At 65.7% G+C, this 24,172-nt stretch carries 24 protein-coding genes and 1 tRNA gene; 6 read left to right on the forward strand and 19 right to left on the reverse strand.

Annotation, left to right across the window (positions count from 1 at the left end; translation table 11 throughout):
* The first annotated feature begins 535 nt into the window (after nt 1-535).
* A complete protein-coding gene (locus ACNSTU_RS10785; protein WP_418212339.1) occupies nt 536-3,004 on the forward strand; it encodes an acyl-CoA dehydrogenase in 2,469 nt (822 codons plus the stop codon).
* A 104-nt stretch (nt 3,005-3,108) separates the two neighbouring features.
* On the opposite strand, the gene ACNSTU_RS10790 is transcribed toward ACNSTU_RS10785, so the two are convergent.
* The 18 genes from ACNSTU_RS10790 to ACNSTU_RS10875 all read right to left on the reverse strand — a co-directional run bounded on the left by ACNSTU_RS10790 (nt 3,109) and on the right by ACNSTU_RS10875 (nt 17,488).
* Nucleotides 3,109-3,828, reverse strand: coding sequence for a hypothetical protein (locus ACNSTU_RS10790; RefSeq protein WP_290632336.1), 720 nt, complete (start codon nt 3,826-3,828; stop codon nt 3,109-3,111).
* 230 nt (nt 3,829-4,058) lie between these two features.
* Nucleotides 4,059-4,134: transfer RNA gene (locus tag ACNSTU_RS10795), tRNA-Lys, on the reverse strand.
* A 59-nt stretch (nt 4,135-4,193) separates the two neighbouring features.
* Nucleotides 4,194-4,892, reverse strand: coding sequence for a 7-cyano-7-deazaguanine synthase QueC (gene queC / locus ACNSTU_RS10800; RefSeq protein ID WP_290632338.1), 699 nt, complete (start codon nt 4,890-4,892; stop codon nt 4,194-4,196).
* 1 nt (nt 4,893) lies between these two features.
* On the reverse strand, nt 4,894-5,556 hold the full coding sequence (queE, locus tag ACNSTU_RS10805) for a 7-carboxy-7-deazaguanine synthase QueE (RefSeq protein WP_290632340.1): 663 nt from the start codon (nt 5,554-5,556) through the stop codon (nt 4,894-4,896).
* Nucleotides 5,557-5,565: 9 nt separating this feature from the next.
* Nucleotides 5,566-6,384 (reverse strand): tol-pal system protein YbgF, encoded by an 819-nt coding sequence (ybgF, locus tag ACNSTU_RS10810; RefSeq protein WP_290632342.1) that lies wholly within the window; start codon nt 6,382-6,384, stop codon nt 5,566-5,568.
* An 86-nt stretch (nt 6,385-6,470) separates the two neighbouring features.
* Nucleotides 6,471-7,043, reverse strand: a complete 573-nt coding sequence (pal, locus tag ACNSTU_RS10815; protein WP_290632344.1) for a peptidoglycan-associated lipoprotein Pal — start codon at nt 7,041-7,043, stop codon at nt 6,471-6,473.
* A gap of 39 nt (nt 7,044-7,082) precedes the next feature.
* On the reverse strand, nt 7,083-8,372 hold the full coding sequence (gene tolB, locus ACNSTU_RS10820; protein WP_290637482.1) for a Tol-Pal system beta propeller repeat protein TolB: 1,290 nt from the start codon (nt 8,370-8,372) through the stop codon (nt 7,083-7,085).
* Nucleotides 8,373-8,374: 2 nt separating this feature from the next.
* Nucleotides 8,375-9,364: a cell envelope integrity protein TolA gene (gene tolA / locus ACNSTU_RS10825; protein ID WP_290632348.1), complete on the reverse strand. Its 990-nt coding sequence runs from the start codon at nt 9,362-9,364 to the stop codon at nt 8,375-8,377.
* A 6-nt stretch (nt 9,365-9,370) separates the two neighbouring features.
* Entirely contained in the window at nt 9,371-9,802 is a 432-nt protein-coding gene (gene tolR / locus ACNSTU_RS10830) for a protein TolR (RefSeq protein ID WP_290632350.1), read from the reverse strand.
* 3 nt (nt 9,803-9,805) lie between these two features.
* The gene (gene tolQ / locus ACNSTU_RS10835; RefSeq protein ID WP_290632352.1) at nt 9,806-10,510 is read right to left on the reverse strand and encodes a protein TolQ; all 705 of its coding nucleotides are present in this window, start codon (nt 10,508-10,510) and stop codon (nt 9,806-9,808) included.
* Entirely contained in the window at nt 10,500-10,910 is a 411-nt protein-coding gene (ybgC, locus tag ACNSTU_RS10840) for a tol-pal system-associated acyl-CoA thioesterase (RefSeq protein WP_290632354.1), read from the reverse strand. The genes tolQ and ybgC overlap by 11 nt, the downstream gene beginning before the upstream one ends.
* Nucleotides 10,911-11,143: 233 nt before the next feature.
* Entirely contained in the window at nt 11,144-12,499 is a 1,356-nt protein-coding gene (locus ACNSTU_RS10845) for a sigma 54-interacting transcriptional regulator (RefSeq protein ID WP_290632356.1), read from the reverse strand.
* 16 nt (nt 12,500-12,515) lie between these two features.
* The gene (locus tag ACNSTU_RS10850; RefSeq protein ID WP_290632358.1) at nt 12,516-13,088 is read right to left on the reverse strand and encodes a hypothetical protein; all 573 of its coding nucleotides are present in this window, start codon (nt 13,086-13,088) and stop codon (nt 12,516-12,518) included.
* The gene (locus ACNSTU_RS10855; protein WP_290632360.1) at nt 13,085-14,530 is read right to left on the reverse strand and encodes an ATP-binding protein; all 1,446 of its coding nucleotides are present in this window, start codon (nt 14,528-14,530) and stop codon (nt 13,085-13,087) included. Before ACNSTU_RS10855 ends, ACNSTU_RS10850 begins: the two co-directional genes overlap by 4 nt.
* Nucleotides 14,531-14,534: 4 nt before the next feature.
* A complete protein-coding gene (gene ruvB / locus ACNSTU_RS10860) occupies nt 14,535-15,587 on the reverse strand; it encodes a Holliday junction branch migration DNA helicase RuvB (RefSeq protein ID WP_290632363.1) in 1,053 nt (350 codons plus the stop codon).
* A gap of 42 nt (nt 15,588-15,629) precedes the next feature.
* The gene (gene ruvA, locus ACNSTU_RS10865; RefSeq protein WP_418212340.1) at nt 15,630-16,232 is read right to left on the reverse strand and encodes a Holliday junction branch migration protein RuvA; all 603 of its coding nucleotides are present in this window, start codon (nt 16,230-16,232) and stop codon (nt 15,630-15,632) included.
* Nucleotides 16,229-16,735 (reverse strand): crossover junction endodeoxyribonuclease RuvC, encoded by a 507-nt coding sequence (gene ruvC / locus ACNSTU_RS10870; protein WP_290632367.1) that lies wholly within the window; start codon nt 16,733-16,735, stop codon nt 16,229-16,231. The genes ruvA and ruvC overlap by 4 nt, the downstream gene beginning before the upstream one ends.
* A gap of 9 nt (nt 16,736-16,744) precedes the next feature.
* Nucleotides 16,745-17,488 (reverse strand): YebC/PmpR family DNA-binding transcriptional regulator, encoded by a 744-nt coding sequence (locus ACNSTU_RS10875; protein WP_290637484.1) that lies wholly within the window; start codon nt 17,486-17,488, stop codon nt 16,745-16,747.
* Between the two features lie 341 nt (nt 17,489-17,829).
* Between ACNSTU_RS10875 and ACNSTU_RS10880 the strand changes: the two genes are divergently transcribed.
* From ACNSTU_RS10880 to ACNSTU_RS10900, 5 genes are all read left to right on the forward strand, one after another.
* Nucleotides 17,830-19,041: a substrate-binding domain-containing protein gene (locus tag ACNSTU_RS10880; protein WP_290637485.1), complete on the forward strand. Its 1,212-nt coding sequence runs from the start codon at nt 17,830-17,832 to the stop codon at nt 19,039-19,041.
* A gap of 125 nt (nt 19,042-19,166) precedes the next feature.
* Nucleotides 19,167-19,946, forward strand: a complete 780-nt coding sequence (locus tag ACNSTU_RS10885) for an ABC transporter ATP-binding protein (RefSeq protein WP_290632373.1) — start codon at nt 19,167-19,169, stop codon at nt 19,944-19,946.
* A 49-nt stretch (nt 19,947-19,995) separates the two neighbouring features.
* Nucleotides 19,996-20,721 (forward strand): ABC transporter ATP-binding protein, encoded by a 726-nt coding sequence (locus ACNSTU_RS10890; RefSeq protein ID WP_290632375.1) that lies wholly within the window; start codon nt 19,996-19,998, stop codon nt 20,719-20,721.
* Nucleotides 20,722-20,734: 13 nt separating this feature from the next.
* Nucleotides 20,735-21,877: a branched-chain amino acid ABC transporter permease gene (locus ACNSTU_RS10895; RefSeq protein ID WP_290632377.1), complete on the forward strand. Its 1,143-nt coding sequence runs from the start codon at nt 20,735-20,737 to the stop codon at nt 21,875-21,877.
* Nucleotides 21,878-21,900: 23 nt separating this feature from the next.
* A complete protein-coding gene (locus ACNSTU_RS10900) occupies nt 21,901-23,118 on the forward strand; it encodes a branched-chain amino acid ABC transporter permease (protein WP_290632379.1) in 1,218 nt (405 codons plus the stop codon).
* Here ACNSTU_RS10900 and ACNSTU_RS10905 read toward each other — a convergent pair whose 3' ends face one another.
* Entirely contained in the window at nt 23,119-24,159 is a 1,041-nt protein-coding gene (locus ACNSTU_RS10905; protein WP_290637487.1) for a patatin-like phospholipase family protein, read from the reverse strand.
* Between the last annotated feature and the right edge of the window lie 13 nt (nt 24,160-24,172).

The following is a 24,172-nucleotide window of genomic DNA, read 5'->3' on the forward strand; positions in this document are numbered from 1 at the left end:
CGGGGGGCTCCCTCCAGGGCCAGAGCGTCGGAGATCCGGGTAAAGGCTTCATCGCCGCCCGTGCGCTCGCGCCGGATCTCGCGCAGCAGCTCGGCCAGCGCATCCAGTTGGTCCGAGGCCTCTCGGCAGCGGCTGGTCTCGGTCCTGGCGCGGGCGTCGGCGAACGCCGGGTGTTCCGCTGACAGGAACAGAAAGGCCATCTCGCGCCCCTCGGGCGTGATCGCCGGCGTCTCCGTTTCAGGCGGTACACACAGCGACGGCACCGCGTGTGGTGTCCCGGCAACGCGGATGGGACCGTCCAGGCCCACATACAGCCCCAGGGCCGGATGCGCGTGCGCACCCAGTGGTGGTGTCGGGCCAAGGTATGCCAGCCAGCCACAGCCCGCGTAGATGATCCCTCGTCGATGTGCTCTTGCCATGATCAGGCCTCCCTGAGCCAGGTGCAGCTCCGTCAGTGTGCGACCGGTCGTGTTGACGCGGCGCTATCCTCTATTCATTATCAGGAAAGTAAGCTTTTCACAAACGGAGATTTGTCATGTACCCCGCCATCATGCTTGCCCTGCTGGTGCTTCTGGTCACCGCGCTTTATCGTGGCATCCGCCTCGTCACTGTGACAGCGCTGGTTGCCGCCGCGTTCGCGGCCACCTGGCTGGTTGGACCTCTGGGTCCTGCGGGGGCGCTGGCCGGCGCGCTGGTGCTGGTGCCGCTGGCGGTGCTCCTCAACGTGCCTGCGCTGCGGCGGCGGGTGCTGACCGCACCCCTGTTCCGGGCCTTTCGTGCGGTGCTTCCTGCCATGTCCGATACGGAGCGGGAAGCGCTGGAGGCGGGTGACACCTGGTGGGAAGCGGAGCTGTTCCGCGGGCGCCCCGACTGGCCACAGCTGCTGGATACGCCGTATACCCGCCTCACCGATGAGGAGCAGCGGTTCCTGGATGAGGATACCGACGCCCTCTGTGCCATGCTCGACGAATGGCAGATCCATTTCGAGGACAAGGACCTGCCGCCGGAGGTGTGGGCGTTCATCCGCGAACGGGGCTTCTTCGGCATGCTGATCCGCAAGGAGCATGGCGGCCTGGGCTTCTCGGCCCAGGCCCAGTCCATGGTGGTGTCGAAGATCGCGACCCGATCGGTGACCGCGGCCGTGACCGTGATGGTGCCCAACTCCCTGGGCCCGGGCGAACTCCTTCAGCACTACGGCACCGCCGAGCAGCAGGCCTACTGGCTGCCGCGTCTGGCGCGCGGTGAGGAAACGCCCTGCTTCGGTCTGACCGGCCCCGAAGTGGGTTCGGACGCCGGCGCGATCCCCGACACCGGCGTGGTGTGCCGCCGCACCGTCAATGGCGAATCCGTTCTCGGCATCGAGCTCACCTTCGACAAGCGCTACATCACCCTGGCTCCGGTGGCGACCGTCATCGGGCTGGCGTTCCGCCTGCTGGACCCGGACGGGCTTCTCGGCGACGGCACCACCACGGATTACGGCATCACCTGTGCGCTGGTGCCCGGCGACGCAGACGGCCTGGAGATCGGTCGCCGGCACTACCCCGGTGGCGCCTTCATGAATGGCCCCCTCCGCGGGCGCAACGTGTTCGTGCCCGTGGACGCCATCATTGGCGGTCCGGCCATGGCCGGTGCGGGCTGGCGCATGCTGGTGGAGTGCCTGTCCGCCGGGCGTGGCATCTCGTTGCCGGCACTGGCCACCGCCACCGGCAAGGGGTTGTATGGTGCCACCGGCGCCTACACGGCGATCCGTCGCCAGTTCAACGTCCCCATTGGCCGCTTCGAAGGCGTCCAGGAGGCCATGGGCCGGATCGGCGGGCTGACCTACACGCTCGAGGCCAGTCGCACCCTCACCGCCACCGCATTGGATCGGTGTTCCCCGGGCGTCATCACGGCGCTGTTGAAGTACCACAGCACCGAGATGATGCGGCAGGTCGTGACCGACGCCATGGATATCCACGGCGGCCGCGGCGTCATCATGGGGCCGCGCAACTACCTGGCCATTCCCTGGCAGCAGCTTCCCGTGGCCATCACCGTGGAGGGCGCCAACATCATGACCCGCAGTCTGATGATCTTCGGGCAGGGCGCCATCCGCTGCCATCCGTACGTCTATCCGGAAATGGAGGCGACCCGCGACAACGACCTGGAGCGCTTCGACAGGCTGTTCTGGGCCCACGCCGGCTATACCATCAATCGAGGCGTCCGCGCGTGGGGGCTGGCCCTCACCGGCGCGAGGCTGGCGCAGACGCCGGTCTCCGGTCCCCTCAAAGGCTACTACCGGGACGTGGAGCGTCTCTCTGCCGCTCTGTCGTTCTGCTCCGACGTGGCCATGAGCACTTTGGGGGGCAGCCTCAAGCTCAGGGAATCCACCTCGGCGCGGCTCGGTGACATGCTCTCGCAGCTCTATCTAGCGACTGCGGTGCTGAAGTACTACGAGACCTACGGTCGGGACTCCGACGATCATTTGCCTCACGCCCGCTGGGCGCTCGACCACGCACTGAGTCGTGCCGGCGAGGCGCTGGACGCGTTCTGCCGCAACTATCCGAAACCGCTGGTCGGCCGATTGCTGGCGTGGGTGGTGCTGCCCTTCGGGCAGCCCTGGAAGCGCCCGGCCGACGCGCTCAACGGCCAGATCGCAGATCTCATGATGCGCCCCAACGCCGTCTCCGAGGTCCTGCGTGGGCACATCTACGTGGGAGACCGTGCCACCGACCCCACGGGCCAGTTGCTGGAGACGTTCGAGCAGTTGCAGAGGGTGGGTCCGGCGTACGAGCGTTTCCTCAAGGCGGTATCCCGTGGCCGGATCAACGGTGCGGACCTGGATGCCCAGCTCGTGGACGCGGTGCGCGAGGAGATCATCGGCACGGTGGATGCGGACGCGATCCGGGCCTACGACGCCCTGCGGCGCGAGGCCATACACACCGACGACTTCGATGCCGAGTACGTCCGCGACCCACTGGCCTTCCGGCGCGACGGCGTCGAGGCGAGCGCGCGGCACGCCGTGTGATGCCGGGGGCGATAACCACACCGACGGGGAGGAGACCCTAGGGATGCGCAAGTCGAGCGGGCTGGTATGCGGGCAGGCAGTGTCAAGAATGCCGACAGTCCCCGCTAGTGCCAGTACAGCGGCAGGTCGATGGCCACCTCGGTTGCTGGTCGTTCGCGGTCCCGCAGTGCCGGGCCGTAGCGCTCCTCGGCCTTGCGCTGAAAATAGGCGCGGTTGTCGCCCACAAGGCCGCCGGCGGTGGCATGGGCGACCACGCCGAGCGTGTAGGGGAACGAGTCGGGGTCGACGGCACGACTTCCCTGGATGCCTCGGTTGTACGCCGTGATCAGCTCGCGCCACGTCATGTTGGTGCGGGAATTCAGTCGGTCCAGGAAGCACACCCCGACGCGGATGTTCCATCTGTCATCGTGAATCAGCCGGGCGATGACTTCCTCTTCGGTGCGGAAGCTTCCCAGCTCGGGGCAATGCTCCAGGGCGTCGTACGCGGCGCGGAGTTGCAGTTGCATCACGCCGTAGGAGCGGCGCCCGAAACCGTTGCTGCGGTCGCCTACCTTGTGGTCGGTACCTGCCGAGGACTCCTGGAGGAGAATGGACGCGGTGGTGACCGCCAGGTTTCGTTTCATGCCCTCATGCCATGCGTAGACCAGAAGGTCGTGCTGCCGTTCGGTCATCCCCGGCGGGATCGGGTCGGCCACCGTGGCATGGCCGGGCGACGCCACCATGGCGACGGCGACGACCAGCGGCCTGAGCCACCGCCGGGGAATGCCAGAGCCGTAGCGGGTGGGTGACGGGCACAGCGACGGGGCGGTGGATGCGGGTGCCATGGCGTGAACTCCTGCGTAATCGACGGGCACGGCAGCGCTTTTTTTGATTGTCGCGAGCCGCGGGCCGACCGTATGCAGCTTCGTTGCCAACTCGCCGAACCTGTATCGGTAACACACGGTTAGCTGCTGAATTGAATCAGGAGTCTTATCTCTTTATCCGTAAGGTGTAAATAATTTCGACAAGCGCCGGGCACTCGCAGGGCATATGACGGCGTCTCGGAGGGAGAGATTGGTGGGTCGTGCAGGATTCGAACCTGCGACCAGCGGATTAAAAGTCCGATGCTCTACCAACTGAGCTAACGACCCAACCGCCGCGAATCATACCCAAACTAATCTGACTGTCAAACCTTGGGGCATGATCGCGTTCACCGCGCTTCGGCGTCGGGCCGGTAGCGTGTGGGGTCGGTGACGCCGGCTTCTCGGAAACCGGCGGCCCGCAGGCGGCAGGAGTCGCACACGCCGCAGGCACGGCCCTGATCATCAGCCTGGTAGCACGAGACGGTGCGGCTGTAGTCGACACCCAGCGCCAGGCCGCGCCGAATGATTTCGGCCTTGCTCATGTCGCTCAGGGGCGCGTGGATGCGGAAACGCTGATCGCTTTCGGTGCCGGCCCGGGTGGCCAGGTTGGCTGTGGTCTCGAACGCGCGGATGAAGTCCGGCCGGCAGTCGGGGTACCCGGAGTAGTCGACGGCGTTGACGCCGATGAACAGGTCGAATGCGCCGACCACTTCGGCGTAGCCCAGTGCCAGCGACAGAAACACGGTATTACGGGCCGGCACGTAGGTGACCGGAATGCCATCGGCGGGCGTCTCGGGGACGTCGATGGCGCTGTCGGTGAGCGCGGAGCCGCCGATGGCCCCCAGATCCAGGGTGACGCGCCGGTGCTCGTGGGCGCCCCGGGCGGCGATGGCATCGCAGGCGGCGAGCTCAGAGCGGTGGCGCTGGCCGTAGTCGAAACTGATGGCGTGGCACCGGTAGCCGAGGTCCGCAGCCATGGCGAGCACCGTGGCCGAGTCGAGCCCTCCGGAGAGCAGAATGATGGCGGGAGGCTGCGGGCTGCCCATGTCAGCGGCCGGGGACGTCGCCCCAGAGCAGCTTGTGCAACTGGAGCTGGAATCGCACGGGCAGGGCGTCGGCAACCACCCAGTCGGCCAGGTCGCGACCGGAGAGCTGGCCGAAGCTCGGCGAGAACAGCACCTCGCAACGATCCGCAAGCGCATGCTCGTCGAGCACCGCTCGCGCCCAGTCGTAGTCGGCGCGGTCGCAGATCACGAACTTGACCTGATCGTTCGGCTCCAGCAACTCGATGTTCGACCACAGGTTGCGTCCGGACTCCCCCGATGCCGGGGTTTTCAGGTCGACCACCCGGCTCACGCGACTGTCGATGCCGCTGATGTCCATGGCGCCGGAGGTCTCGATCGACACCTCGTAATCGGCGTCCACCAGTGCCTGTAGCAGGGCGAGGCAGCCCTTGCGCTGGGCCAGCGGTTCGCCGCCGGTCACCGTGACGTGCCGGCTGCCGTAGCGCTGTACCTCGGCCATGATCTCGGGCAGTGATCGGTTGTCACCGCCGTGGAAGGCGTAGGCGGTGTCGCAGTAGTGGCAACGCAGCGGGCAGCCGGTGAGGCGCACGAACACGGTGGGCCAGCCCACACTGCGCGCCTCGCCCTGCAGGGAGTGGAAGATCTCGGTGATGCGCAGCCGCGCGGTGTCGCTTGTCTCGTTCATGGTTGCCGCTCAGCGGCCTTCGTCGTCCATCTGTTCGAGGCGGTTGGCGGCCAGGTTGGCGACCGTGCTGTCGGGGTACTCGTCGCGTACCGACTGCAGCAGCTCGCGGGCCTCGCCCCATTCTTCCCGCTCGTAGTGTATGTACCCGGCCTTGAGCATGGCATCGGCGTGTTTGCCGCTGTCCGGCGTGTCGATCAGGGTCCGGAAATGCTCCATGGCTTCATCGAACTCGCGCACCACGTAGTGCGTTTCGGCGAGCCAGTAGCGGGCATTGTCGGCGTAGTCGCCGTCGCCGTGGTCGTCCAGGATCTCCTGGAACCCTGCGCCGGCTTCCGCGTAATCGCCGTCGCGAAGCTTATCAAAAGCGCGGGAGTAGATCTCGGCCGCGGTGGATGTATCCCGTTCCGCTTCCGCAGCGGCCTCGTCGTCCATCAGGGCGTCGTCATCGTCAACGGCGGCGTCCAGGGCTGGCGTATCGGCGACGTCTTCACCCGCTCCTCCGGCGACGCCCGACTGCTCCAGTTCCAGAACGCGATCGTCCAGATCCTCGAAGAGGTTGCGTTGCTGCCGGTTGACCTCCTCGATCTGTCGCTCCAGGGACTCGATCTCGCCGATGAGCCGTGAGACCTCCCGCTGCAGTCGCTCCTGGCGGTTGCTGAGCTCGGCCAGCGCCCGGGAGTCCAGCACGCGCTCCAGCCGGTCCATGCGGCGTTCCAGATCGTCGTCGGCGCCGGCCGTGCCGGGAGCGGTCAGAGACACGGCCAGCAGCAGGCCCAGACAGGCCGCGGGGACGGATCGCTTGGTGGTGTTGTTCACAACGGGGATCATGGATCGTCACCTGTGAAAGCTGGCGACGATGACCGCGCGCCATCGCCGCTCAGGGATATCCCGGGGCAGTGCCCCGGGGTCAGTCCTCAGTAGACCAGCTCGGCCCGGCGGTTCTGCTGGTAGGCTTCCTCGTCGCTGCCGCTGGCAACCGGATTCTCTTCACCGTAGCTCACCACCTCGAGCTGGTCCTCGGAAGCGCCGCTCAGTACGAGAATGCGCTTGACCGATTCGGCACGGCGTTCGCCCAGGGCCAGGTTGTATTCCCGCGCACCACGCTCATCGGTATGGCCCTCGATGGTGACCTGCTGGTTCGGATGATCCGACAGGAATTCACCGTGGGCTTCCAGTATCGCCATATCGTCGTCGCGGATGTCGCTGCTGTCAAAAGCGAAGTAGACGGTTCGCTCGGAGATCGGGCTGTCGGGGTCTTCCAGTGCCGCTTCCAGGGCTTCGCCTTCCAGAGCCCCCCGCTCGCGGGCCGCACGGGCCTCCGCAGCGCGCCGTTCCTCTTCGTCCAAGGCCGCCATTTCCTCTTCGGTCAGCTCATCGTCCTGGTCTTCCACCCGTTCTTCGTCTTCGCCCGGTGTGGCGCAACCGGCAAGGACCAGCGCGAAAGCGGCGGCGAGAAGCCAGGGGGCAAACCGTTTGCTATGCATCATCGTGTATACCTCTCACGTTCAATCATCGTTGTAATGGTTCTACTGCGGTGACCAGGCCGGTTCCCGCAGCGTGCGACCTTCCGTGGCCATAATGTGGCGCGCCTCGCCATACATGGAGGCCGTACCGAGAACGCCAACGCCATCCTGGCGAGTGGCGTAGACCAGCAACGCACCGTTGGGTGCAAAGCTCGGGCTTTCGTCGTGGGGCCCTTCGCTGACCACCCGGAACCGGTCGCGGTTGAGATCCTGCACCGCGATGCGGAAGCCGTCGTCAGTGCGGTGGACCATGGCCAGTTGTTCGCCGTCCGGGGAGATGTCCGGAGAGGCGTTGTAGGTGCCTTCGTAGGTGATGCGCTCCACGTTGCCGCCGTCGGCGTCGGCTCGGAATATATTCGGGTTGCCGGCGCGGTCGGAGGTGAAATAGATGCTTTCGCCGTCGGGGCTCCAGGCCGCTTCCGTGTCGATGCTGTAGTGGTTGGTGATCTGCGTTGTGGAGCCGGTCTCCACGTCCAGCGCGTAGATGTCGGTCTGGCCATCCTTGGACAGAGTCACCGCCAGCGTGTTGCCTTCCGGGGACCAGGCCGGCGCACTGTTCAGGCCCCGAAAGCTGGCGATGTTGTCACGCTCGCCGGTGCGGATGTTCTGCACGAAGATCTCCGAGCGGCGACCCTCGAAGGAGACGTAGGCCAGGCGTTCCCGGTCCGGCGCCCAGGCCGGGGAGAGCAGCGGTTCGGAGGAGGTCAGGATCGACTGTGGGTCGTGCCCGTCGGCGTCTGCGACGATCAGTTCGAATTCCCTTTCCTCCCCGCTTTCGTTGATCGCCACATAGGCCACCATGGTGTTGAAGGCGCCGGGGCGGTCCAGCAGCTCCTCGTGGATGCTGTCGCTGATGACGTGGGCCACCGCGCGCAGGGAGCCGGGCTGGACCCGGAAGGAGCGGCCAAGCATGCGGTCGCCGGTGAACACGTCCAGCAGCTCGAAGCGGACCTGGAAGTTGTCGCCGTCGCGCCGGGTTTCCCCCACCACCAGATTGTCGACCCCGAGGGCACGCCAGTTCTCGTAGCGCACGTCATCGCTGCGGGTCGGGTTGTCGATGAACTCCTCCTGGGGCAGCGGATCGAACTGGCCGCTGCGCAGCAGGTTGTTGCGGATGATGGTGGCGATGTCCTCAGGTGGCGCATCGCCATCGTCACCGAACTCGGCGACGGCGATGGGCAGCGCCGCTTCTGCGCCCTGGGTGATCTCCACTACGAGTTCCGCTTTTGCCAACCCGGGAAGAAACCCGAGGGTGAGCGCGGCGGCGGCCAGTGCTTTCAATCGTGGATGCATGATTATCCGTCCGGGTTGAATCGGAAAACGAAATGCTCGAGGCCAGCGCGCTGGAAGACCTCTTCATCGTCAGGGACCGTCAATGGCGAGGCGCGCCGGATAGCATTCTCGGCGGAGCGGTCGAAGGACGAGCTGCCGCTGCTGCGCGCCACCTCGGTGCTGACCACTTCCCCGTTGGGCCGCAGGCGGACGCGCACGTCGGTCACCAGCCCCTCATCGGTGCCGGGTGGTCGTGACCAGGCGCTCTCCACCTCGCGCTGCCAGATGCTCTGCAAACGGGTGGTCTCACGTTCTGCACGGCGGGCAAGCTGCTCTTCCCGCGCCTGCCGCTGGAGCTCCTCCTCGCGCTCACGCTGCGCTTCTTCCTCGGCACGCTGACGTGCCTCTTCCTCTTCCTGGCGGCGGCGCTCCTCTTCCTCGGCCTGCCGCTGCCGTTCCGCCTCTTCTTCCTGTTCCTGACGCCGCTGCTCCTCTTCCTCCTGGCGGCGACGTTCTTCCTCGGCCTCCTGCCGGCGTCGTTCCTCCTCGGCTTCCTGGCGGCGGCGCTCTTCCTCTTCGGCCTGGCGCTGGGCTTCCTCTTCCGCCCGGCGCTGCTCCTCGGCCTCCTGGCGTTGCCGTTCGGCCTCGGCTTCCCGTGCTGCCTGCTCCTCGGCTTCCTGCTGTTGCCGCCGCTCTTCTTCCTGGCGTTGGCGCTCTTCCTCTTCGCGCTGGCGCTGCTCCTCTTCCTCGCGCTGCCGTTGTGCCTCGGCTTCTGCTTCCCGCTCCGCCTGCCGCTGAGCCTCCTCGGCGGCACGCTGGCGTTCGCGCATGGGCTCCAGCGCCGTGTCCTCGTCGATGGCGAGGGCGTTGATGACGTCCGGCGGCTCTTCGTGCTCCTGGGTCACCATCGGGCCGCTGAACTGGACGAGAAACAGGCCGAACAGCGCCGCGTGCGCCACGGTCGAATAGATCACGTAGCGTGCGGCGGACAGTTTCGCGAGCCAGTCTGCCATCGCTGATCAGTCGTCCGATGGTGGTCGGGTCATGAGGCCCACCTGTGGCACGCCGGCCTGCTGCAGCATGGACATGGTATCGAGCACTCGCCCGTAGGGCACCTGTTCGTCGCCGCGCACGAGCACGGGTGTGTCCGGGCTGTTGCGCATGACCCGGCTCACCAGGTCGACGACGTCGCTGGCACCGACGGGCTCGTCCGGGTCCGTCCCGATACTGACCAGCAGTTCCCCGTCGCGGTTCACCGTGACGATCACGGGATCGTCCTCCTCCGGCGGCAGGGGCTCGGCTTCGATCCGGGGCAGATCCACGTCGACGCCCTGATAGAGCAGCGGCGCGGTCACCATGAAGATCACCAGCAGTACCAGCATCACGTCGATGTAGGGCACCACGTTGATCTCGGACATGGGTTTGCGTTTGGCGCGGTAGGCGCGGCGCATGGTTCAGTCCCGTTGTTCCTGAGGCGTCTGCGAAGCCTGGGCGTGTGCGTGACGCTGGAGAATGCTGATGAACTCCTCCATGAACGTCTCGTAGCGACCGCACAGGCGCTCCACCGAGCTGGCGTAGCGGTTGTAGCCGATCACTGCCGGAATGGCGGCGAACAGCCCCAGCGCCGTGGCGATCAATGCCTCCGCGATGCCGGGGGCGACCGTTGCCAGCGTGGCCTGTTGTTGGGTGCCCAGGGCGCGGAAGGAGTTCATGATGCCCCACACGGTACCGAACAGGCCGATGTACGGGCTGGTGGAGCCGACGGTGGCGAGAAAGGGCAGGTGAGACTCCAGCTCGTCCTCCTCGCGTGAGAGGCTGATGCGCATGGCCCGCTGGGACGCTTCCACCTGGGCCTCCGGAGAGGCGCCCTGCTTGCGCATGCGGGAGAACTCCCGGAAGCCGGCGCGGAACATCCGCTCCATGCCGCCGTTGGCTTCCTCGGAAGAGCCCACCCGCGCATAGATCTCGGCCAGATTGCCGCCGGACCAGAAGTGGTCCTCGAACTCTTCGGCGGTCTCCACGGCGTCGTTGACCACGGCCCGCTTGCGGAACATCAGTGCCCAGGATGCCACCGAGGCCAGTACCAGGATCAGCATCACCGCCTGAACCAGCAGACTGGCATCCAGTACCAGCTGGAGGATGGACATCTCACCTTGCATGCTGCATCTCCGCTCGAATCGTTTTCGGAATGGGTCGTGGCCGGAAGGCCCGGTCGTCGATGCACGCCACTGTCAGGCCGGCATCGCAGAGTCTTGTGTCCTGGTCTGCCGCCAGGATCTCCTGATGAAACGTCATGCTCGCACCGCGCGCTTGCCGGACGTCGCAGGTGACGATCAGCTGATCGTTGAACCGCGCCGGCTGATGGAACCGCAGGGACATGTCATGGACCACGAACACCAGGCCGTGTTCATCACGGAGCTGATCCTGCTCGAAGCCCAGTGCACGAAGCCATTCCGTGCGCGCCCGCTCGAAGAACTTGAGATAGTTGGCGTGGTAGACAACTCCGCCCGCGTCGGTGTCCTCATAGTAAACCCGTATGGGCCATCGAAATTTGGTCACGTTCACATTTACCTGCAAGGCCGGGGAATCTGGTCGTGAAGCAGCCGCCCAATTTAATGCCAACCCCACAGAGCGGCAACCTGCACCGGACAGACGCAGTCTCAGAAGTGTGTCGCCTTGAGGCGACGCATTTGGGTGCTTGGCCCGGCAGAGCGCCGCGTGGAAGGGACGGGTCTGTCTCCGGATGGCGACAGACCCGTCAAGGCATGCGGCCCCCTGTGGCCGCATGCCGCTCAGCGGTCCTGGGCCTTGAACAGGGACGGGTCGATCTGGTGTCGGTGCAGGAGCTTGTAGAACTCAGTGCGGTTACGCCGCGCCAGTCGTGCCGCCTGGCTGACGTTGCCCCCGGTCGTCTGCAGAAGCCGCGCAAGGTAGTCCTTTTCGAACCGGCGGCGGGCATCCGCGAAGGGCAGGATGGAACCCGGCTCGTCGCGCAGGGCGGACTGCACCAGGCTATCCGGTATCACCGGTGTAGTGGAGAGAGTGACCGTCTGCTCAACCACGTTGTAGAGCTGGCGGACATTGCCGGGCCAGGGCGCGCTGACCAGCCGCTCCATGGCGTCGGGTGCAAAGCTGCGGGCCAGCTTGTCGTACTTCTGTGCCAGGGTCTGAAGGAAATGATTGGCCAGCAGCGGGATGTCCTCGCGCCGGTCGGCCAGCGCCGGCAGCTCCAGGGAGACGACGTTGAGCCGGTAGTAGAGATCCTCGCGGAAACGCCCCTCCTGCATCTCGTCGTCGAGCTGGCGGTGCGTGGCGGAGATGATGCGCACATCCACCGGGACCGACGACGTGGCGCCGACCGGGCGAACCTGGCCCTCCTGTAGCACGCGCAGCAGCTTGACCTGCAGGGGCTGCGGCATGTCGCCGATCTCGTCCAGGAACAGGGTGCCGCCGTCGGCCGCCTGGAACAGGCCCTGGTGATCCTGGGTGGCACCCGTGAACGAGCCCTTGCGGTGGCCGAACAGTTCGGATTCCAGCAGCGGTTCAGGGATGGCGCCGCAGTTGACCGCGATGAAGGGCTGCTCCCGCCGTCGGCTCGCCCGGTGCACCGCCTGGGCCAGCAGCTCCTTGCCGGTGCCGCTGTCGCCGCGGATGAAGACGCTGGCGTCGGAGTCGGCGACCATGCGCGCCTTGCTGAGCACGTTCTTCATGGGCGCGCTGCGGGAGATGATGTGTTCGCTCCAGTCCTCCGCGGCGGGCGCGTCGCTGCTCTCGGAGCCGCCGGAGACGTCCAGTGCGGCGGCCACCTGTTCCAGCAGTTTCTGGCTGTCGAACGGTTTGGTAACGAAGCTGAACACGCCGCTGCGCGTCGCCTCGACCGCGTCCGGAATGGAGCCGTGAGCGGTGAGAATGATGACCGGCAGCGTGGGGTGGTCCTGGTGAATGGCCTCGAACAGGGCAAGGCCGTCCATGCCGCCCATGCGGAGGTCGGTAATAACCACGTCCGGCCGCGCGGCGGACATGTTCGCCAGCGCTTCCTCGCCGCTCTCCGCGGCGGTGACCGTATATCCTGCTGATTTCAGACGGATGGAAAGGAGCCGGAGCAGGCCCGGGTCGTCATCCACCAGAAGAATGCTGCGCCGCTTCATTCGTTCGCCTCCTCGCTCAATCGCGGCCGCGCTCGATAATGCTGCGCTCAATGGCCTTGAGGGCCTCAAGCTGTTCCTCGAGTGCGGCATTGCGTGATCGCTGTTCATCGAGTTCTGCCTCCAGCTCCGTCATTCTCGAAGACGTGCCAGCCAGTTGCTCGTGAGCGTCATGCAATACAGATGCCAGGGCGGCGTTTGCCGGGTGAATGTCCGTGCCGTCCCGGCACGCCCGAAGTCCGGCCAGGGCCGCTTCGTCGAGATCGCCGTTCAGCTCCAGACGGCTTGAAACAAGGGCCAGGCGCACGTGGTCGGGTGTACAGTCGGCGTCGCGAACCCGCCCGTTCAGGCGTTCACGCTCCGCCTGCAGCATGGTCGCATCCATCTCATTGACCATCAGCGCGTAGTCGATGAGGTCTTCATTGAGTTCTTGTCTGTCCCCGTTGGGCGACACTTCACAGTACTCCGCTGTCTTGCACCACTGCTCCGTCATCGACTGACAGCCGCCGAGGAGCAGGGGAATGATGATAATGCCGGCGAAGCGCCACCCGCGCATCTTGCTTGCGCTGGAATCGGTTGTCCTGGTGTTCATTGGTTTGTCGACTCTGCATTTAACGGCAGTTCCACCCTGATCCGGGTTCCCGCCTGTCCCGGTGATTCCAGATTGATCGAGCCGCCGTGGGCTTCCGCATAGTCCTTGGCAATGGATAGGCCCAGGCCGGAGCCCTTGACATATCCTTCGGCTCGGATCCTCCCCTGGAAGAAGGCGTCGAAGACGGCGTCCTGCTCGTCCGCTTCGATGCCCGGCCCCTCGTCGGCCACCGTCAGCGCGACCCCGTCCCCGTCGCGCTCAAGTCCAACGCGGATGTGCCCGCCCGTGGGCGAGAACTTGACCGCGTTGGACAACAGGTTGTCCACGATCGTGCGAATCTTCTCCGCATCCGCACGGATGTGGATGTCCTGCAGCTTCGTTTCGAGCTGCAGGTCCTTAGAAAGCATGGCAGGTTTGTGGTTTCGGGCCACCTCTTTGATAAGCGGCGCCAGCCGGGTGCGTCTGATGTCCATGGCCATGGCGGTATCGCGGGCCGTGCTGAAGTTGAGGAGGTCCTCGATCAGGTGCTGAAGCTGGTGGGTGTTGCTGGCAAGGATCCGGGCGATTTCTTGCTGCTCGGCGTTGAGCTGGCCCACGGAACTGTCTTCCAGCAGGTCTGCGCCTTCACGGATGGCTGTGAGCGGCGTCTTCAGTTCGTGGGAGACATGCCGTAGGAACCGGGTTTTCTGTTCTTCGAGATCCAGAAGCCGCTGCCGCAGCCAGTCCAGGCGTTCGCCGACGAATTGCAGGTCCTGGGGGCCGGCGACACTGATCGGTTGCTGGAAGTCGCCAGACCCCATGCGTCGGATGATACGGTCCAGTTGCCGGATGGGGCGGGCGATGAGGGTCGTGAAGAAGCCTACCGAGAGAATGGTCAGCGGCCCCAGGGCAACGGCCAGCCAGAACAGCAGCTGCTGTGCGCGCGTGGCAGTCTCCTGCATGGTGCGAACCTCCCGGTCAACCATGCGGTTGCTGCCGGAGAGTACGTCCTGGCCGAGCTGGGTCAGCCCCATGAACTCACGGGCAAGAGCGATCTGGTCGGTTTCGCCGCCGTCATAACCGGAGATCTGCTCGTAGATGCTCTGCTCGGCGTCGATGAGGTCGTCCACGCGTTCGCGGTGCGCATCATCGAGCGGGAGCCTGTGCAGGCGTTGTGCGGTCTCCTGGAACTCCTCGTGCGCGTCTTCCACATTCTCGAGGAACTCTGGTTCCTCGAGGATCAGGTACTGGCGCCCGCTGCGCTCCATTGTGGTGACCAGGTCGATGAGCTGCCGGCTGGCGGTGATGGCCTGCACGGCCTGGTAGACCGCGTGCTGACTCTGGTTGGCCAGACGGTCCACGTGCAGCCCGGCGTACCCCAGGGCGATGATCAGCGGCAGGCTGACGAAACCGAAGCCATAGAGAATCAGCTTCAGCGTGGATTTGGGCTGATAGAGGCTCATGGTCTCAGGCGTCCACGCCGTCGGAGAAGAGGTCCCCGGACGGTGCGTCCGTTCGTGGTGGCGGTGCCAGGCCGAAATGGCGGTAAGCCGTGGCAGTCGCCGTGCGACCGCGCGGCGTGCGCATCATGAAGCCGCGCTGGATCAGAAACGGTTCCAGGACCTCTTCGATGGTGCCCCGTTCCTCGCCGATGGCCGCCGCCAGGTTATCCACGCCCACTGGGCCGCCGTCGAACTTCTCGATGATGGTCTGTAGCAGGCGCCGGTCCTGGTCATCGAAACCGGAGTCGTCGACATTGAGCATGCGCAGCGCCTGATCGGCCACATCCACCGTTACGTGGCCCTGGGCGCGGACTTCGGCGTAATCGCGCACCCGCCGCAGCAGCCGGTTGGCGATCCGCGGCGTACCCCGCGACCGGCGGGCGATCTCGCGGGCGCCGTCCGGGTCCATCTCCAGGGCCAGCAGGCGGGCCGATCGTGTGACGATACCGGCGAGGTCGTCTTCGCCGTAGTATTCCAGCCGCTGGGTGATTCCGAAGCGGGCCCGCAGCGGGGCGGTGAGAAGCCCGGCGCGGGTGGTGGCGCCCACCAGAGTGAACGGAGGCAGGTCGAGTTTGATCGAACGCGCCGTGGGGCCTTCGCCGATCATGATGTCGATCTTGTGATCCTCCATGGCCGGGTACAGGACCTCTTCTACCACCGCGCTGAGACGGTGGATCTCGTCGACGAACAGCACGTCGTGCGGTTCCAGGTTGGTCAGCAGTGCCGCCAGATCACCCGCTTTCTCGAGCACCGGTCCGGAGGTCTGGCGCAGATTGACGCCCATTTCATTGGCGACGATGTGGGCGAGCGTGGTCTTGCCCAGGCCGGGCGGGCCGAAGATCAGCAGGTGGTCTAGGGCGTCGCCGCGGCGGCGGGCCGCTTCAATGAAGATCTCCAGCTGCTCGCGCACGGTCGGCTGGCCGACGTAGTCCGCTAGCTGCTTCGGCCGGATCGCGCGGTCCAGCGCTTCGTCCTCCGGTGAGGCGTTGGCGGTGACGACGCGGTCGGATTCGATCATTGGGCCATCCTGTGCTCGGTGGGGGTTGGTCGCGTAAACCCCTTATTTTACTGATTTCTGAAGCGCTCTGCGTATCAGTTCCTCGCTGGCCACACCCGGCGCATCGACCTTGTCCACCAGCTTGCCGGCTTCCGCCGGTTTGTAGCCCAGGGCGACCAGCGCACTGACCGCATCGGAGGCGGCGTCGCCGGCCGCCGCTTGGGGCGCTGCGGCGCCTGGTTGTGTTGGTGTGCCGCCGGTCAGTGTCTTGACCCGGTCCTGCATCTCGATGACCAGGCGCTCGGCGGTCTTGCGGCCGACGCCGGGCGTACGGGTCAGGCGACTGACGTCCTGGTCGTGCAGGCACTGGATAAACTCGTCGACGCGCATGCCCGACAGCAGCGTGAGGCCGAGCTTCGGCCCGACCCCGCTGACCTTGATCAGTGCCCGGAACAGCTCGCGCTCCCGTCCGCTGGCGAACCCATAGAGATTCTGGCCATCCTCGCGCACGGCCAGGTGCGTGTGCAGCGAGACGGTCCCGCCCACCGCCGGCAGGTCGTAGAAGGTGGTCATGGGGGCCTGGACCTCGTAGCCCACGCCGTGGACGTCCACCAGCAGGTTGGGTGGCTGCTTTTCGGCGAGTATGCCGGTAAGGCGACCGATCATGGCCGGCTCTCCTGAGTGTTGTGGATACGTTGTTGCAGGGGCGTCTGGTGGACATGGCAGAGCGCCACGGCGAGCGCGTCCGATGCGTCCTCGGCCAGCCGGGTGTCGATCCCCAGCAGCTGTCGCACCATGTGCGCGACCTGCGCCTTGTCGGCGCTGCCCGTGCCTACCAGGGCTTGCTTGACCGCGCGCGGCGTGTATTCGGCCACATCCAGGCCGCTGGTGGCGCCGGCGCAGATGGCGGCACCGCGGGCATGGCCCAGTTTGAGCGCGGAGCTGACGTTCTTCTGCACAAAGACCTGCTCCACGGCCATGACCGCCGGCTGATGGCTGAGGATGAGCTGGCCGAGGTCCTCGAAAATGATCCGCAGCCGTTCCGGGAAGGGGGCCTCCAGGGTGCGGATGACGCCGCTGTCGACGTAGTGGTAGCGGCTGCCGTCGGCATCGACCACGCCAAAGCCGGTCAGGCGGGACCCCGGGTCGATGCCGAGAACCCGTGTCATGGGGCCGGCCTACGCCTGGGCGTAGGCATCCTCCTCGATCTCGGCATTGTGGTAAACCCGCTGGACGTCATCCAGGTCCTCCAGCCGCTCCAGCAGCTTGACCATCTTCACGGCGTCATCGCCGGCGAGGCTGACGGTGGTGGCCGGGCGCATGGTGACCTCGTTATCCGCCGGTTCCAGGCCGCCCTCCACCAGCGCGTCCCGGACCTGGATGTAGTCGTCCGGTGATGTCAGTACCTCGATGGAACCGTCGTCGTTGGTGATGACGTCCTCGGCGCCGGCTTCCAGCGCCAGCTCCATGACCTGGTCCTCGTTGGTGCCGGGCTCGAACATGATGACGCCCGCATGGCTGAACAGGAACGCCACGGAGCCGTCGGTACCCATGTTGCCGCCGTGTTTGCTGAACGCATGGCGCACCTCGGAGACGGTGCGATTGCGGTTATCGGTCATGGCCTCAACCATGACCGCCGCGCCGTTGGGGCCGTAGCCCTCGTAGCGCAGCTCCTCGTAGATGGCGTTGTCGTCCTGCCCGGCTGCCCGCTTGATGGCGCGCTCGATGTTGTCCTTGGGCATGTTCACGGCGAGCGCCCGGTCCACCGCCAGACGCAGGCGCGGGTTGGTGTCCGGGTCCGGTTCACCGAGGCGGGCCGCCACGGTGATCTCTCGGATCATCTTGGTGAATATCTTGCCCCGTTTCGCGTCCTCGGCCTTCTTCTTGTGCTTGATGTTGGCCCACTTGCTGTGACCTGCCATGCCAAGTCCTCGTGCGTTCGTGCTGCGATGGAAGCGCGCATGCGCCAATGCGCTGAGAGCTTAGCACGGTGGCGCAGGGTGGTTCAGGTGGCGTCTCGTGGGCAGGGGGCTGTGTGGGCGCGCGCCGTGACGGGGACTTGTGCGCCGGGTCTTGCATCCGGGCCGGAGAGGGCATAGTCTTGGATGTGACGTCGGTGTCATGTTGCATGTTTTTCTTCCGCGGAAGTGGGGCGGAAAGTTCGGTGAAACAAGGCGATCGGCGCTACAGATAACTGAATCAGTGCTCACATTGCGGGGCACGACACAACAATGCTCACCTGGTGACCAGGGAGGAGAAAACCATGAAACGTATCCTGACTACTGCGGCAGTCGCCGCATCGGCGCTCACGGTTGGCCACGCCTCTGCCGATTCCGTGCGCATTGCTCACGTGACCGGGTTTTCCGGCGCCCTGGAGGCCTACGCGGAACAGACCGCGCGCGGGATGGAGATGGGGTTCGAGTATGCCACCGACGGCAGCATGGAAGTCGAGGGGCGCGCCATCGACATTATGCGCAAGGATGATCAGGGGGATCCCTCCCGGGCGCGGGCGCTGGCGGAGGAGGCCTACGCCGAGGACGACGCCCACGTCGTGGTTGGCTCCATCGCCTCCGGGGTTGCTCTGGCCATGCTGGACGTGGCCGAGGAGTGGGAGCGGATCATGATCCCCGAGGGTGTGGCTGACGGCATCACCGGCGAGCGCCACAACCGCTATGTGTTCCGGGTTGGTCGCAACTCCTCCCAGGATGCCGTCTCGAACGCCGTGGCGGTGGGTGGCGACGGCGTCTGCGTCTCCACCATCGCGCAGGACTACGCGTTCGGCCGTGACGGTGTGTCGGCCTACAAGGAAGCCATGGAATCCGAGGGCGGCGAGATCGTCCACGAGGAGTACCTCCCCACGGACGCCACCGACTTCACCGCCGCGGCGGAGCGGCTGTTCGAGTCCCTGCGTGACCGGGATGACTGCAACGACAAGTATATCTTCGGCATCTGGGCCGGTCAGACCAACCCGTTCGGCCGCATCCAGGATCTCAACCCGGAGCGCTACGGCATTACTATGAGCACCGGAGGCAACATCCTGCCGGCCATGGTCGGTTACTCGGACTTCGAGGGCATGGAAGGGGCCACCTTCTACTACTACGAACACACCGAGAACGACATGAACCAGTGGCTGGTGGATGAGCACTACGAGCGCCACGATGCGGCTCCTGACTTCTTCACCGCCCAGGGCTTCTCCCAGGCCATCGCCATCACCGAGGCCCTGCGAGCCACCGGTGGCTCCACCGATACCGAGGACCTGATCGATGCGCTCCGCGGGCTGGAGTTCGACACGCCCAAGGGCGCCATGCGCATCCGGCCCGAGGATCACCAGGCCATGCAGTCCATGTTCCACTTCCAGATCGAGGCGCAGCAGCGCAGTGACTGGTTCACCGGTGACGACGAGCAGACCGTCGGTGTGCCGGTGCTGGAGCGCGAGATCCCCATGGACGAACTGGACATCCCGATCCGCAACTGATCGGCGACGTCCGGCACGGCAATCAAGGAGCGCGGCCCGTCTCCCGGGCCGCAGGGAGCACCGCCGGGGCCGCCCCGGCCACCGGCGGTGCTGCCACCGACTTCGCCTCACGATCGAGAAGACTTATGGCATCGGAAAATCCCGTTATCGAAACCCGGGATCTGACCATCCAGTTCGGTGGTCATGTGGCCGTCAACCAGGTCTCCTGCGCGTTCTATCCGGGCACCCTGACGTCCATCGTCGGGCCCAATGGCGCGGGCAAGACCACCTGGTTCAACCTGATCTCGGGACAGCTCAGACCCACCAGCGGGCAGGTCCTGCTGCACGGTGAGGACATCTCCCGGCTGCCGGCGCCAACCCGGGCGGACAAGGGGCTGGGGCGTGCCTTTCAGCTCACCAACCTGTTCCCCAACCTGACGGTGCTGGAGAACACCCGCCTGGCCGTCGCGTCGCGCTACAACATTGGCTACAACTTCTGGAACATGGCCGCCCGTCGCCAGGACATCACCGACAAGGCCATGCACTACCTCACCCAGGTCAAGCTCGCCCACCGCGCCGACTACGTGGCCAACGGCCTGCCGCACGGTGACCAGCGCAAGCTGGAGGTCGGGCTTCTGCTCGCGCTGGAGCCGGAAGTGTTCATGTTCGACGAGCCCACCGCGGGCATGAGCGTGGATGAAGTGCCGATCATTCTGGACCTGATCGCAGACATCAAGGCGCGCGAGGACAAGGTCGTGCTGCTGGTCGAGCACAAGATGGACGTGGTGCGCAGCCTGTCCGACCGTATCGTCGTGCTGCACAACGGTGAACTTGTCGCCGACGGCGAGCCGGCAGAGGTGATCGCCTCGCCGGTGGTCCAGGAGGCCTATCTCGGTGCCGCGCAGGACGAAACGGAACAGGCGTAACGCTCCGGTGACAGGGGTGTTGCCATCTTGACGGATGAGGGACGCGAACATGGCTGAGCCATTGATGAAACTGTCCGGTGTCCATGCGGACATCGGACAGTACCACATCCTCCACGGCGTCGATCTCGAACTGCCGAAGGGGGAGCTGACCGTATTGCTGGGGCGCAATGGTGCCGGCAAGAGTACGACCCTGAGGACCATCATGGGGCTGACCGACGTGCCGCGCGGGCGCGTCGAGTTCAAGGGCGAGGACATCACCGAATGGGCAACGCCGCGCATCGCCCGCAGCGGGATCGCCTTTGTGCCCGAGGACATGGGCATCTTCCAGCTGCTGTCGGTGCGCGAGAACCTGGAGTTGGCCGCCGCCAGCGGCCCCATCGACAAGCAGCGCCTGGAGTGGGTCTTCGGGCTGTTTCCGGCGCTGAAGAAATTCTGGCAGACCGATGCCGGCAATCTCTCGGGCGGGCAGAAGCAGATGCTCGCCATTGCCCGCGCAATCATCGAGCCGCGGGATCTGCTGCTGGTGGACGAGCCCACGAAGGGGCTGGCGCCCTCGATCATCAACGACCTGCGCGACGCCTTTCGCGAGCTCAAGGATCAGGAGGCGACCATCCTGCTCGTGGAACAGAACTTCAATTTCGCCCGTGCGCTGGGCCAGACCGTGGCGGTCATGGACGACGGCCGAGTCGTGCATGCCGGCAGCATGGCGGCTCTGGCCGAAGACGAGGCCCTGCAGCAGGAGCTGCTGGGGCTGAGTCTGGGCGCGCACCAGTAGGGGGAGTGGACCAATGACCACAGAAACAAGCGTGTTGCAGGACACCCGGCCAACGCCGGGAGTGCGGCAGCGGCTGGCGGCGTTCCGCCAGGGGTACCCGCATTTCTTCCTGCTCGGACTTCTGGTGGGTGTCATGCTGATTCTGGCACTGGTGCCGTATCAGCTGGTTGCCGGGCCGTGGCTCCGCGCCGGCGAGGATGTGCCGTACCTGCTCCAGTATTTCCGCATGGGGACCACCACCTGGTTCGTGCTGACCGTCAGTGGCATGGCCATGGGGCTGCTGATCTTCATCATGTCCTCCGGCATGACGCTGACCTTCGGCCTCATGAGCGTGCTCAACCTCGGGCACGGCGGCTTCATCTCCTTTGGTGCTTTCTGCGGCGCTACGGTTGTCGTCTACTTCTCGGCCTGGGCAGCGAGCGGCAACCTGTTTCTCACCATCGCCGTCCTGATGATGGCGTGTTTCTACGCCATGCTGATCACCGGCGCGCTGGGGGTGTTCTTCGAACGGGTGGTGATCAAGCCCGTCTACGGTGATCACCTCAAGCAGATTCTCGTGACCATCGGCGGCGCCATCATCCTGATGGAGCTCATCCACGTGATCTGGGGGGCCACCGACGTGCCGGTGCCCCGCCCGCAACTGCTGCGCGGCGCGGTCATCATCGATCAGGCGATTCCCTTCATCGGCGGGGCCGCCATCGAGATCTACCGGCTCATGGCCGTCATCGTAGGGCTCATTCTCTACGGGCTGATGCTGCTGGTCATCAACAAGACCAAGGTCGGAGTGCTCATTCGCGCCGGCGTGGAAAGCCGCGAGATGGTCGAGGTCCAGGGGTATCGCATCAACCTGCTGTTCCTGGCCGTCTTCGTCGCGGGCTCGGCGCTGGCCGGCCTGGGGGGCGCCATGTGGGGCATGTACGAGCAGATCGTCAACGCCCACATGGGTGAGCACCTCATGATCATGGTGGTTGTGGTCATCATTCTCGGTGGCCTGGGTTCGATTACCGGCTGTTTCTACGGCGCCATTCTGGTCGGCCTGATCAATCTCTACGTGGGGTACCTGGAGCCGCGGCTGGCCGGTATCGCCACCGTGGGCTTGATGGTGGCCGTGCTCATGTGGCGGCCGCAGGGCCTGATTCCGGTGCTTCGGCACTGACCTGATACGGGAGAAGAACAACCATGATTCATTCACTGCTATCAGGCGACTATCCCCGCAGCCGGTTGCTCACCGTGCTGTTGATCGCAATCTTCATCGGGCTTGCCCTGGGGCCGTTTCTCTTCAGTGGCACCGTCGCGTTCCGGACCATGGGGCTGATTGTCGTCTTCATTCTCGTGGTCGCCGCCTACGACCTGATGCTCGGGTACACCCACGTGGTGTCGTTCGCGCACTTGATGTTCTTCGGCTTCGGCGCCTACGGCGTCGCTATGGCCCTGGATAGCATGGGCTCGAATTTCACCGCCATTGCCGTCGGCACCGGCGCCAGTCTGCTGGCCTCGATCGTGGTCGCGCTGCTGCTGGGGCTGCTCTCGCTGCGGGTGAAGGCGATCTTCTTCGCCCTGGTGACGCTGGCCATCGCTTTCTCGTTCATGGTGCTGGTCAACCAGCTCTACACCCTGACCGGCGGCGAGGACGGCATGCGCGTGGCGGTGCCACGGGAGCTGGGCCCGGCGTTCCGGCTTGACGAGCCGCTCACCGGCTTCAGTCTGCTGGGCTGGCTCTGGGGCGTGGTGACCAACCCCCTTGGCCTCGTCGAGGTGACCCGCGAGGCGTTCTTCGACGTGCGCGCGAACGGCCGGTTGCTGATGTACTACGTCTCGTTCGTGATCACGCTGGTGCTGTTCCTGGGCATGCTCCGGCTGGTGAACTCGCCCTTCGGCCGCGTGCTGCTGGCCATCCGCGAGAACGAGTTCCGTGCCGAGGCGCTGGGTTACCGCACGGTGTACTACCGCACGGCCGTCGTGGTTCTGGCGTCCGCGCTGGCAACGATCGGCGGCGTCATGTTCGCGCTGGTGACCCGTTACATCACGCCGGAGAGCACCCTGGATTTCGAACTTGCGGTGTTCGTGCTGCTGATGTGCGTCATCGGCGGCATGGGAACGCTCTACGGGGCGGTGATCGGGGCCACCGTCTTCCTGATCGCCCAGAACTACCTGCAGGATTTGCTCGGCGTGCTGTCGGGGTGGATGGAGCACGTGCCGGTGCTGGCCATGGCTGCACCGCTGTTCGGCTCGGACCGCTGGCTGCTTTGGTTCGGCGTGCTGTTCGTGCTCAGCGTCTACTTCTTCCCCACCGGCATTGTTGGTCAGCTCCGCGAGTGGGCGGCCCGGCGGTCGCGCGCGGGTGAGGAGCTGGTAGAGGGCGAGAAAGTGGACGAGCCCGCCAGCCACGGGGCGTGATCACGTCCCGGTCGTGAAGGAGCTGCGGCGGCCCAGGTGGCCGCCGCAGCGCTGCAGCCACTTCTCGGCCGCGGTGCGCCCCTCGTCTCGCAGGTGGCAAAGGAACTTCCAGTCCGCATTGATGCGGCTGTTGCGCCCCATGCCCTCGGTGACTGTGCCGGTGTCGAGGGCGTGCAGGCGGTGGGCGCGCCATGGCAGGCCGTGATGGACCGCCGCAATGCCCTTGCGCAGCATGCCGAGCACCTCCAGCTCTCGCATCAGATTGGCATTGAACGCGATTTCGTTCGCGCGATCGACGATCTCGGGGACGCTGGTGGGCAGATCCCGTCGCTCGGGGGGTGTCAACTGTATCAGCAGCAGGTCTTTTGCGCGGCACTCCAGTACCAGCGGCCAGAGCGCCGGGTTGGCGGTATAGCCGCCATCCCAGTATGCCTCGCCATCGATTTCAATGGCGTGGAAGAGAAGCGGCAGGCAGGCCGAGGCGGCGACAGCTTTCGGTGAGAGTTCGCTGTTGCGGAACAGCGTGACGCCGCCCGTGCGGACTCGGGTGGCGGAGACGAACAACCGCAGCCGCGGGTCACGGCGCAGGCGCTCGAAGTCCACGGTGTCCGCGAGCACGCGCAGGAGCGGATTGTAGCCCGAGGGGTTCAGCTGATAGGGCGAGGCCATGCGGGTCAGGCTGTTCATCAGCAGAAAGCCGGGTGACCAGTCGCGGTTCCAGCCGTGCAGCAGATAGTCCAGTGGCGTCGCCTGCAGCGGCCCGAGCTGGGCCTGGTCGCTGACGGTGCGCCAGAGCCGCTCGAGGCTATTGCGCGCCCCCTCGCGGCCGCCTTCCAGGTAGCCGCTGGCAAACGCCACCGCGTTGATGGCGCCGGCACTGGCGCCGCTGAGGCCGTCGTAGCCGATGCGCCGTTCGTCCAGCAGTCGGTCGAGAACGCCCCAGGTGAACGCGCCGTGGCTGCCCCCGCCCTGCAGGGCCAGATTCAGCCGCACCCGCGGCATGCCGATGAGCCGATCCCGTGCATGACTCAGCCAGCCCATGACACGCTCCGGC

It is taken from the genome of Aquisalimonas sp. APHAB1-3 (assembly GCF_048323695.1).
In the GTDB taxonomy this organism is placed as follows: Bacteria; Pseudomonadota; Gammaproteobacteria; order Nitrococcales; family Aquisalimonadaceae; genus Aquisalimonas.

Excerpts from the sequence above, each read along its gene's own strand:
- queE (WP_290632340.1), bottom strand. The coding sequence starts at position 5,556 with ATGAACGAGACAAGCGACACCGCGCGGCTGCGCATCACCGAGATCTTC.
- queC (WP_290632338.1), bottom strand. The coding sequence starts at position 4,892 with ATGGGCAGCCCGCAGCCTCCCGCCATCATTCTGCTCTCCGGAGGGCTC.
- pal (WP_290632344.1), bottom strand. The coding sequence starts at position 7,043 with ATGATGCATAGCAAACGGTTTGCCCCCTGGCTTCTCGCCGCCGCTTTC.
- tolA (WP_290632348.1), bottom strand. The coding sequence starts at position 9,364 with ATGGCAGACTGGCTCGCGAAACTGTCCGCCGCACGCTACGTGATCTAT.
- ACNSTU_RS10785 (WP_418212339.1), top strand. The coding sequence starts at position 536 with ATGTACCCCGCCATCATGCTTGCCCTGCTGGTGCTTCTGGTCACCGCG.
- ruvB (WP_290632363.1), bottom strand. The coding sequence starts at position 15,587 with ATGATCGAATCCGACCGCGTCGTCACCGCCAACGCCTCACCGGAGGAC.
- ruvC (WP_290632367.1), bottom strand. The coding sequence starts at position 16,735 with ATGACACGGGTTCTCGGCATCGACCCGGGGTCCCGCCTGACCGGCTTT.
- ACNSTU_RS10880 (WP_290637485.1), top strand. The coding sequence starts at position 17,830 with ATGAAACGTATCCTGACTACTGCGGCAGTCGCCGCATCGGCGCTCACG.
- tolQ (WP_290632352.1), bottom strand. The coding sequence starts at position 10,510 with ATGCAAGGTGAGATGTCCATCCTCCAGCTGGTACTGGATGCCAGTCTG.
- ybgF (WP_290632342.1), bottom strand. The coding sequence starts at position 6,384 with ATGATCCCCGTTGTGAACAACACCACCAAGCGATCCGTCCCCGCGGCC.
- ACNSTU_RS10855 (WP_290632360.1), bottom strand. The coding sequence starts at position 14,530 with ATGAGCCTCTATCAGCCCAAATCCACGCTGAAGCTGATTCTCTATGGC.
- tolR (WP_290632350.1), bottom strand. The coding sequence starts at position 9,802 with ATGCGCCGCGCCTACCGCGCCAAACGCAAACCCATGTCCGAGATCAAC.
- ACNSTU_RS10890 (WP_290632375.1), top strand. The coding sequence starts at position 19,996 with ATGGCTGAGCCATTGATGAAACTGTCCGGTGTCCATGCGGACATCGGA.
- ACNSTU_RS10900 (WP_290632379.1), top strand. The coding sequence starts at position 21,901 with ATGATTCATTCACTGCTATCAGGCGACTATCCCCGCAGCCGGTTGCTC.
- tolB (WP_290637482.1), bottom strand. The coding sequence starts at position 8,372 with ATGCATCCACGATTGAAAGCACTGGCCGCCGCCGCGCTCACCCTCGGG.
- ACNSTU_RS10790 (WP_290632336.1), bottom strand. The coding sequence starts at position 3,828 with ATGGCACCCGCATCCACCGCCCCGTCGCTGTGCCCGTCACCCACCCGC.
- ACNSTU_RS10850 (WP_290632358.1), bottom strand. The coding sequence starts at position 13,088 with ATGAACACCAGGACAACCGATTCCAGCGCAAGCAAGATGCGCGGGTGG.
- ACNSTU_RS10875 (WP_290637484.1), bottom strand. The coding sequence starts at position 17,488 with ATGGCAGGTCACAGCAAGTGGGCCAACATCAAGCACAAGAAGAAGGCC.
- ruvA (WP_418212340.1), bottom strand. The coding sequence starts at position 16,232 with ATGATCGGTCGCCTTACCGGCATACTCGCCGAAAAGCAGCCACCCAAC.
- ACNSTU_RS10885 (WP_290632373.1), top strand. The coding sequence starts at position 19,167 with ATGGCATCGGAAAATCCCGTTATCGAAACCCGGGATCTGACCATCCAG.
- ACNSTU_RS10845 (WP_290632356.1), bottom strand. The coding sequence starts at position 12,499 with ATGAAGCGGCGCAGCATTCTTCTGGTGGATGACGACCCGGGCCTGCTC.
- ACNSTU_RS10895 (WP_290632377.1), top strand. The coding sequence starts at position 20,735 with ATGACCACAGAAACAAGCGTGTTGCAGGACACCCGGCCAACGCCGGGA.
- ACNSTU_RS10905 (WP_290637487.1), bottom strand. The coding sequence starts at position 24,159 with ATGGGCTGGCTGAGTCATGCACGGGATCGGCTCATCGGCATGCCGCGG.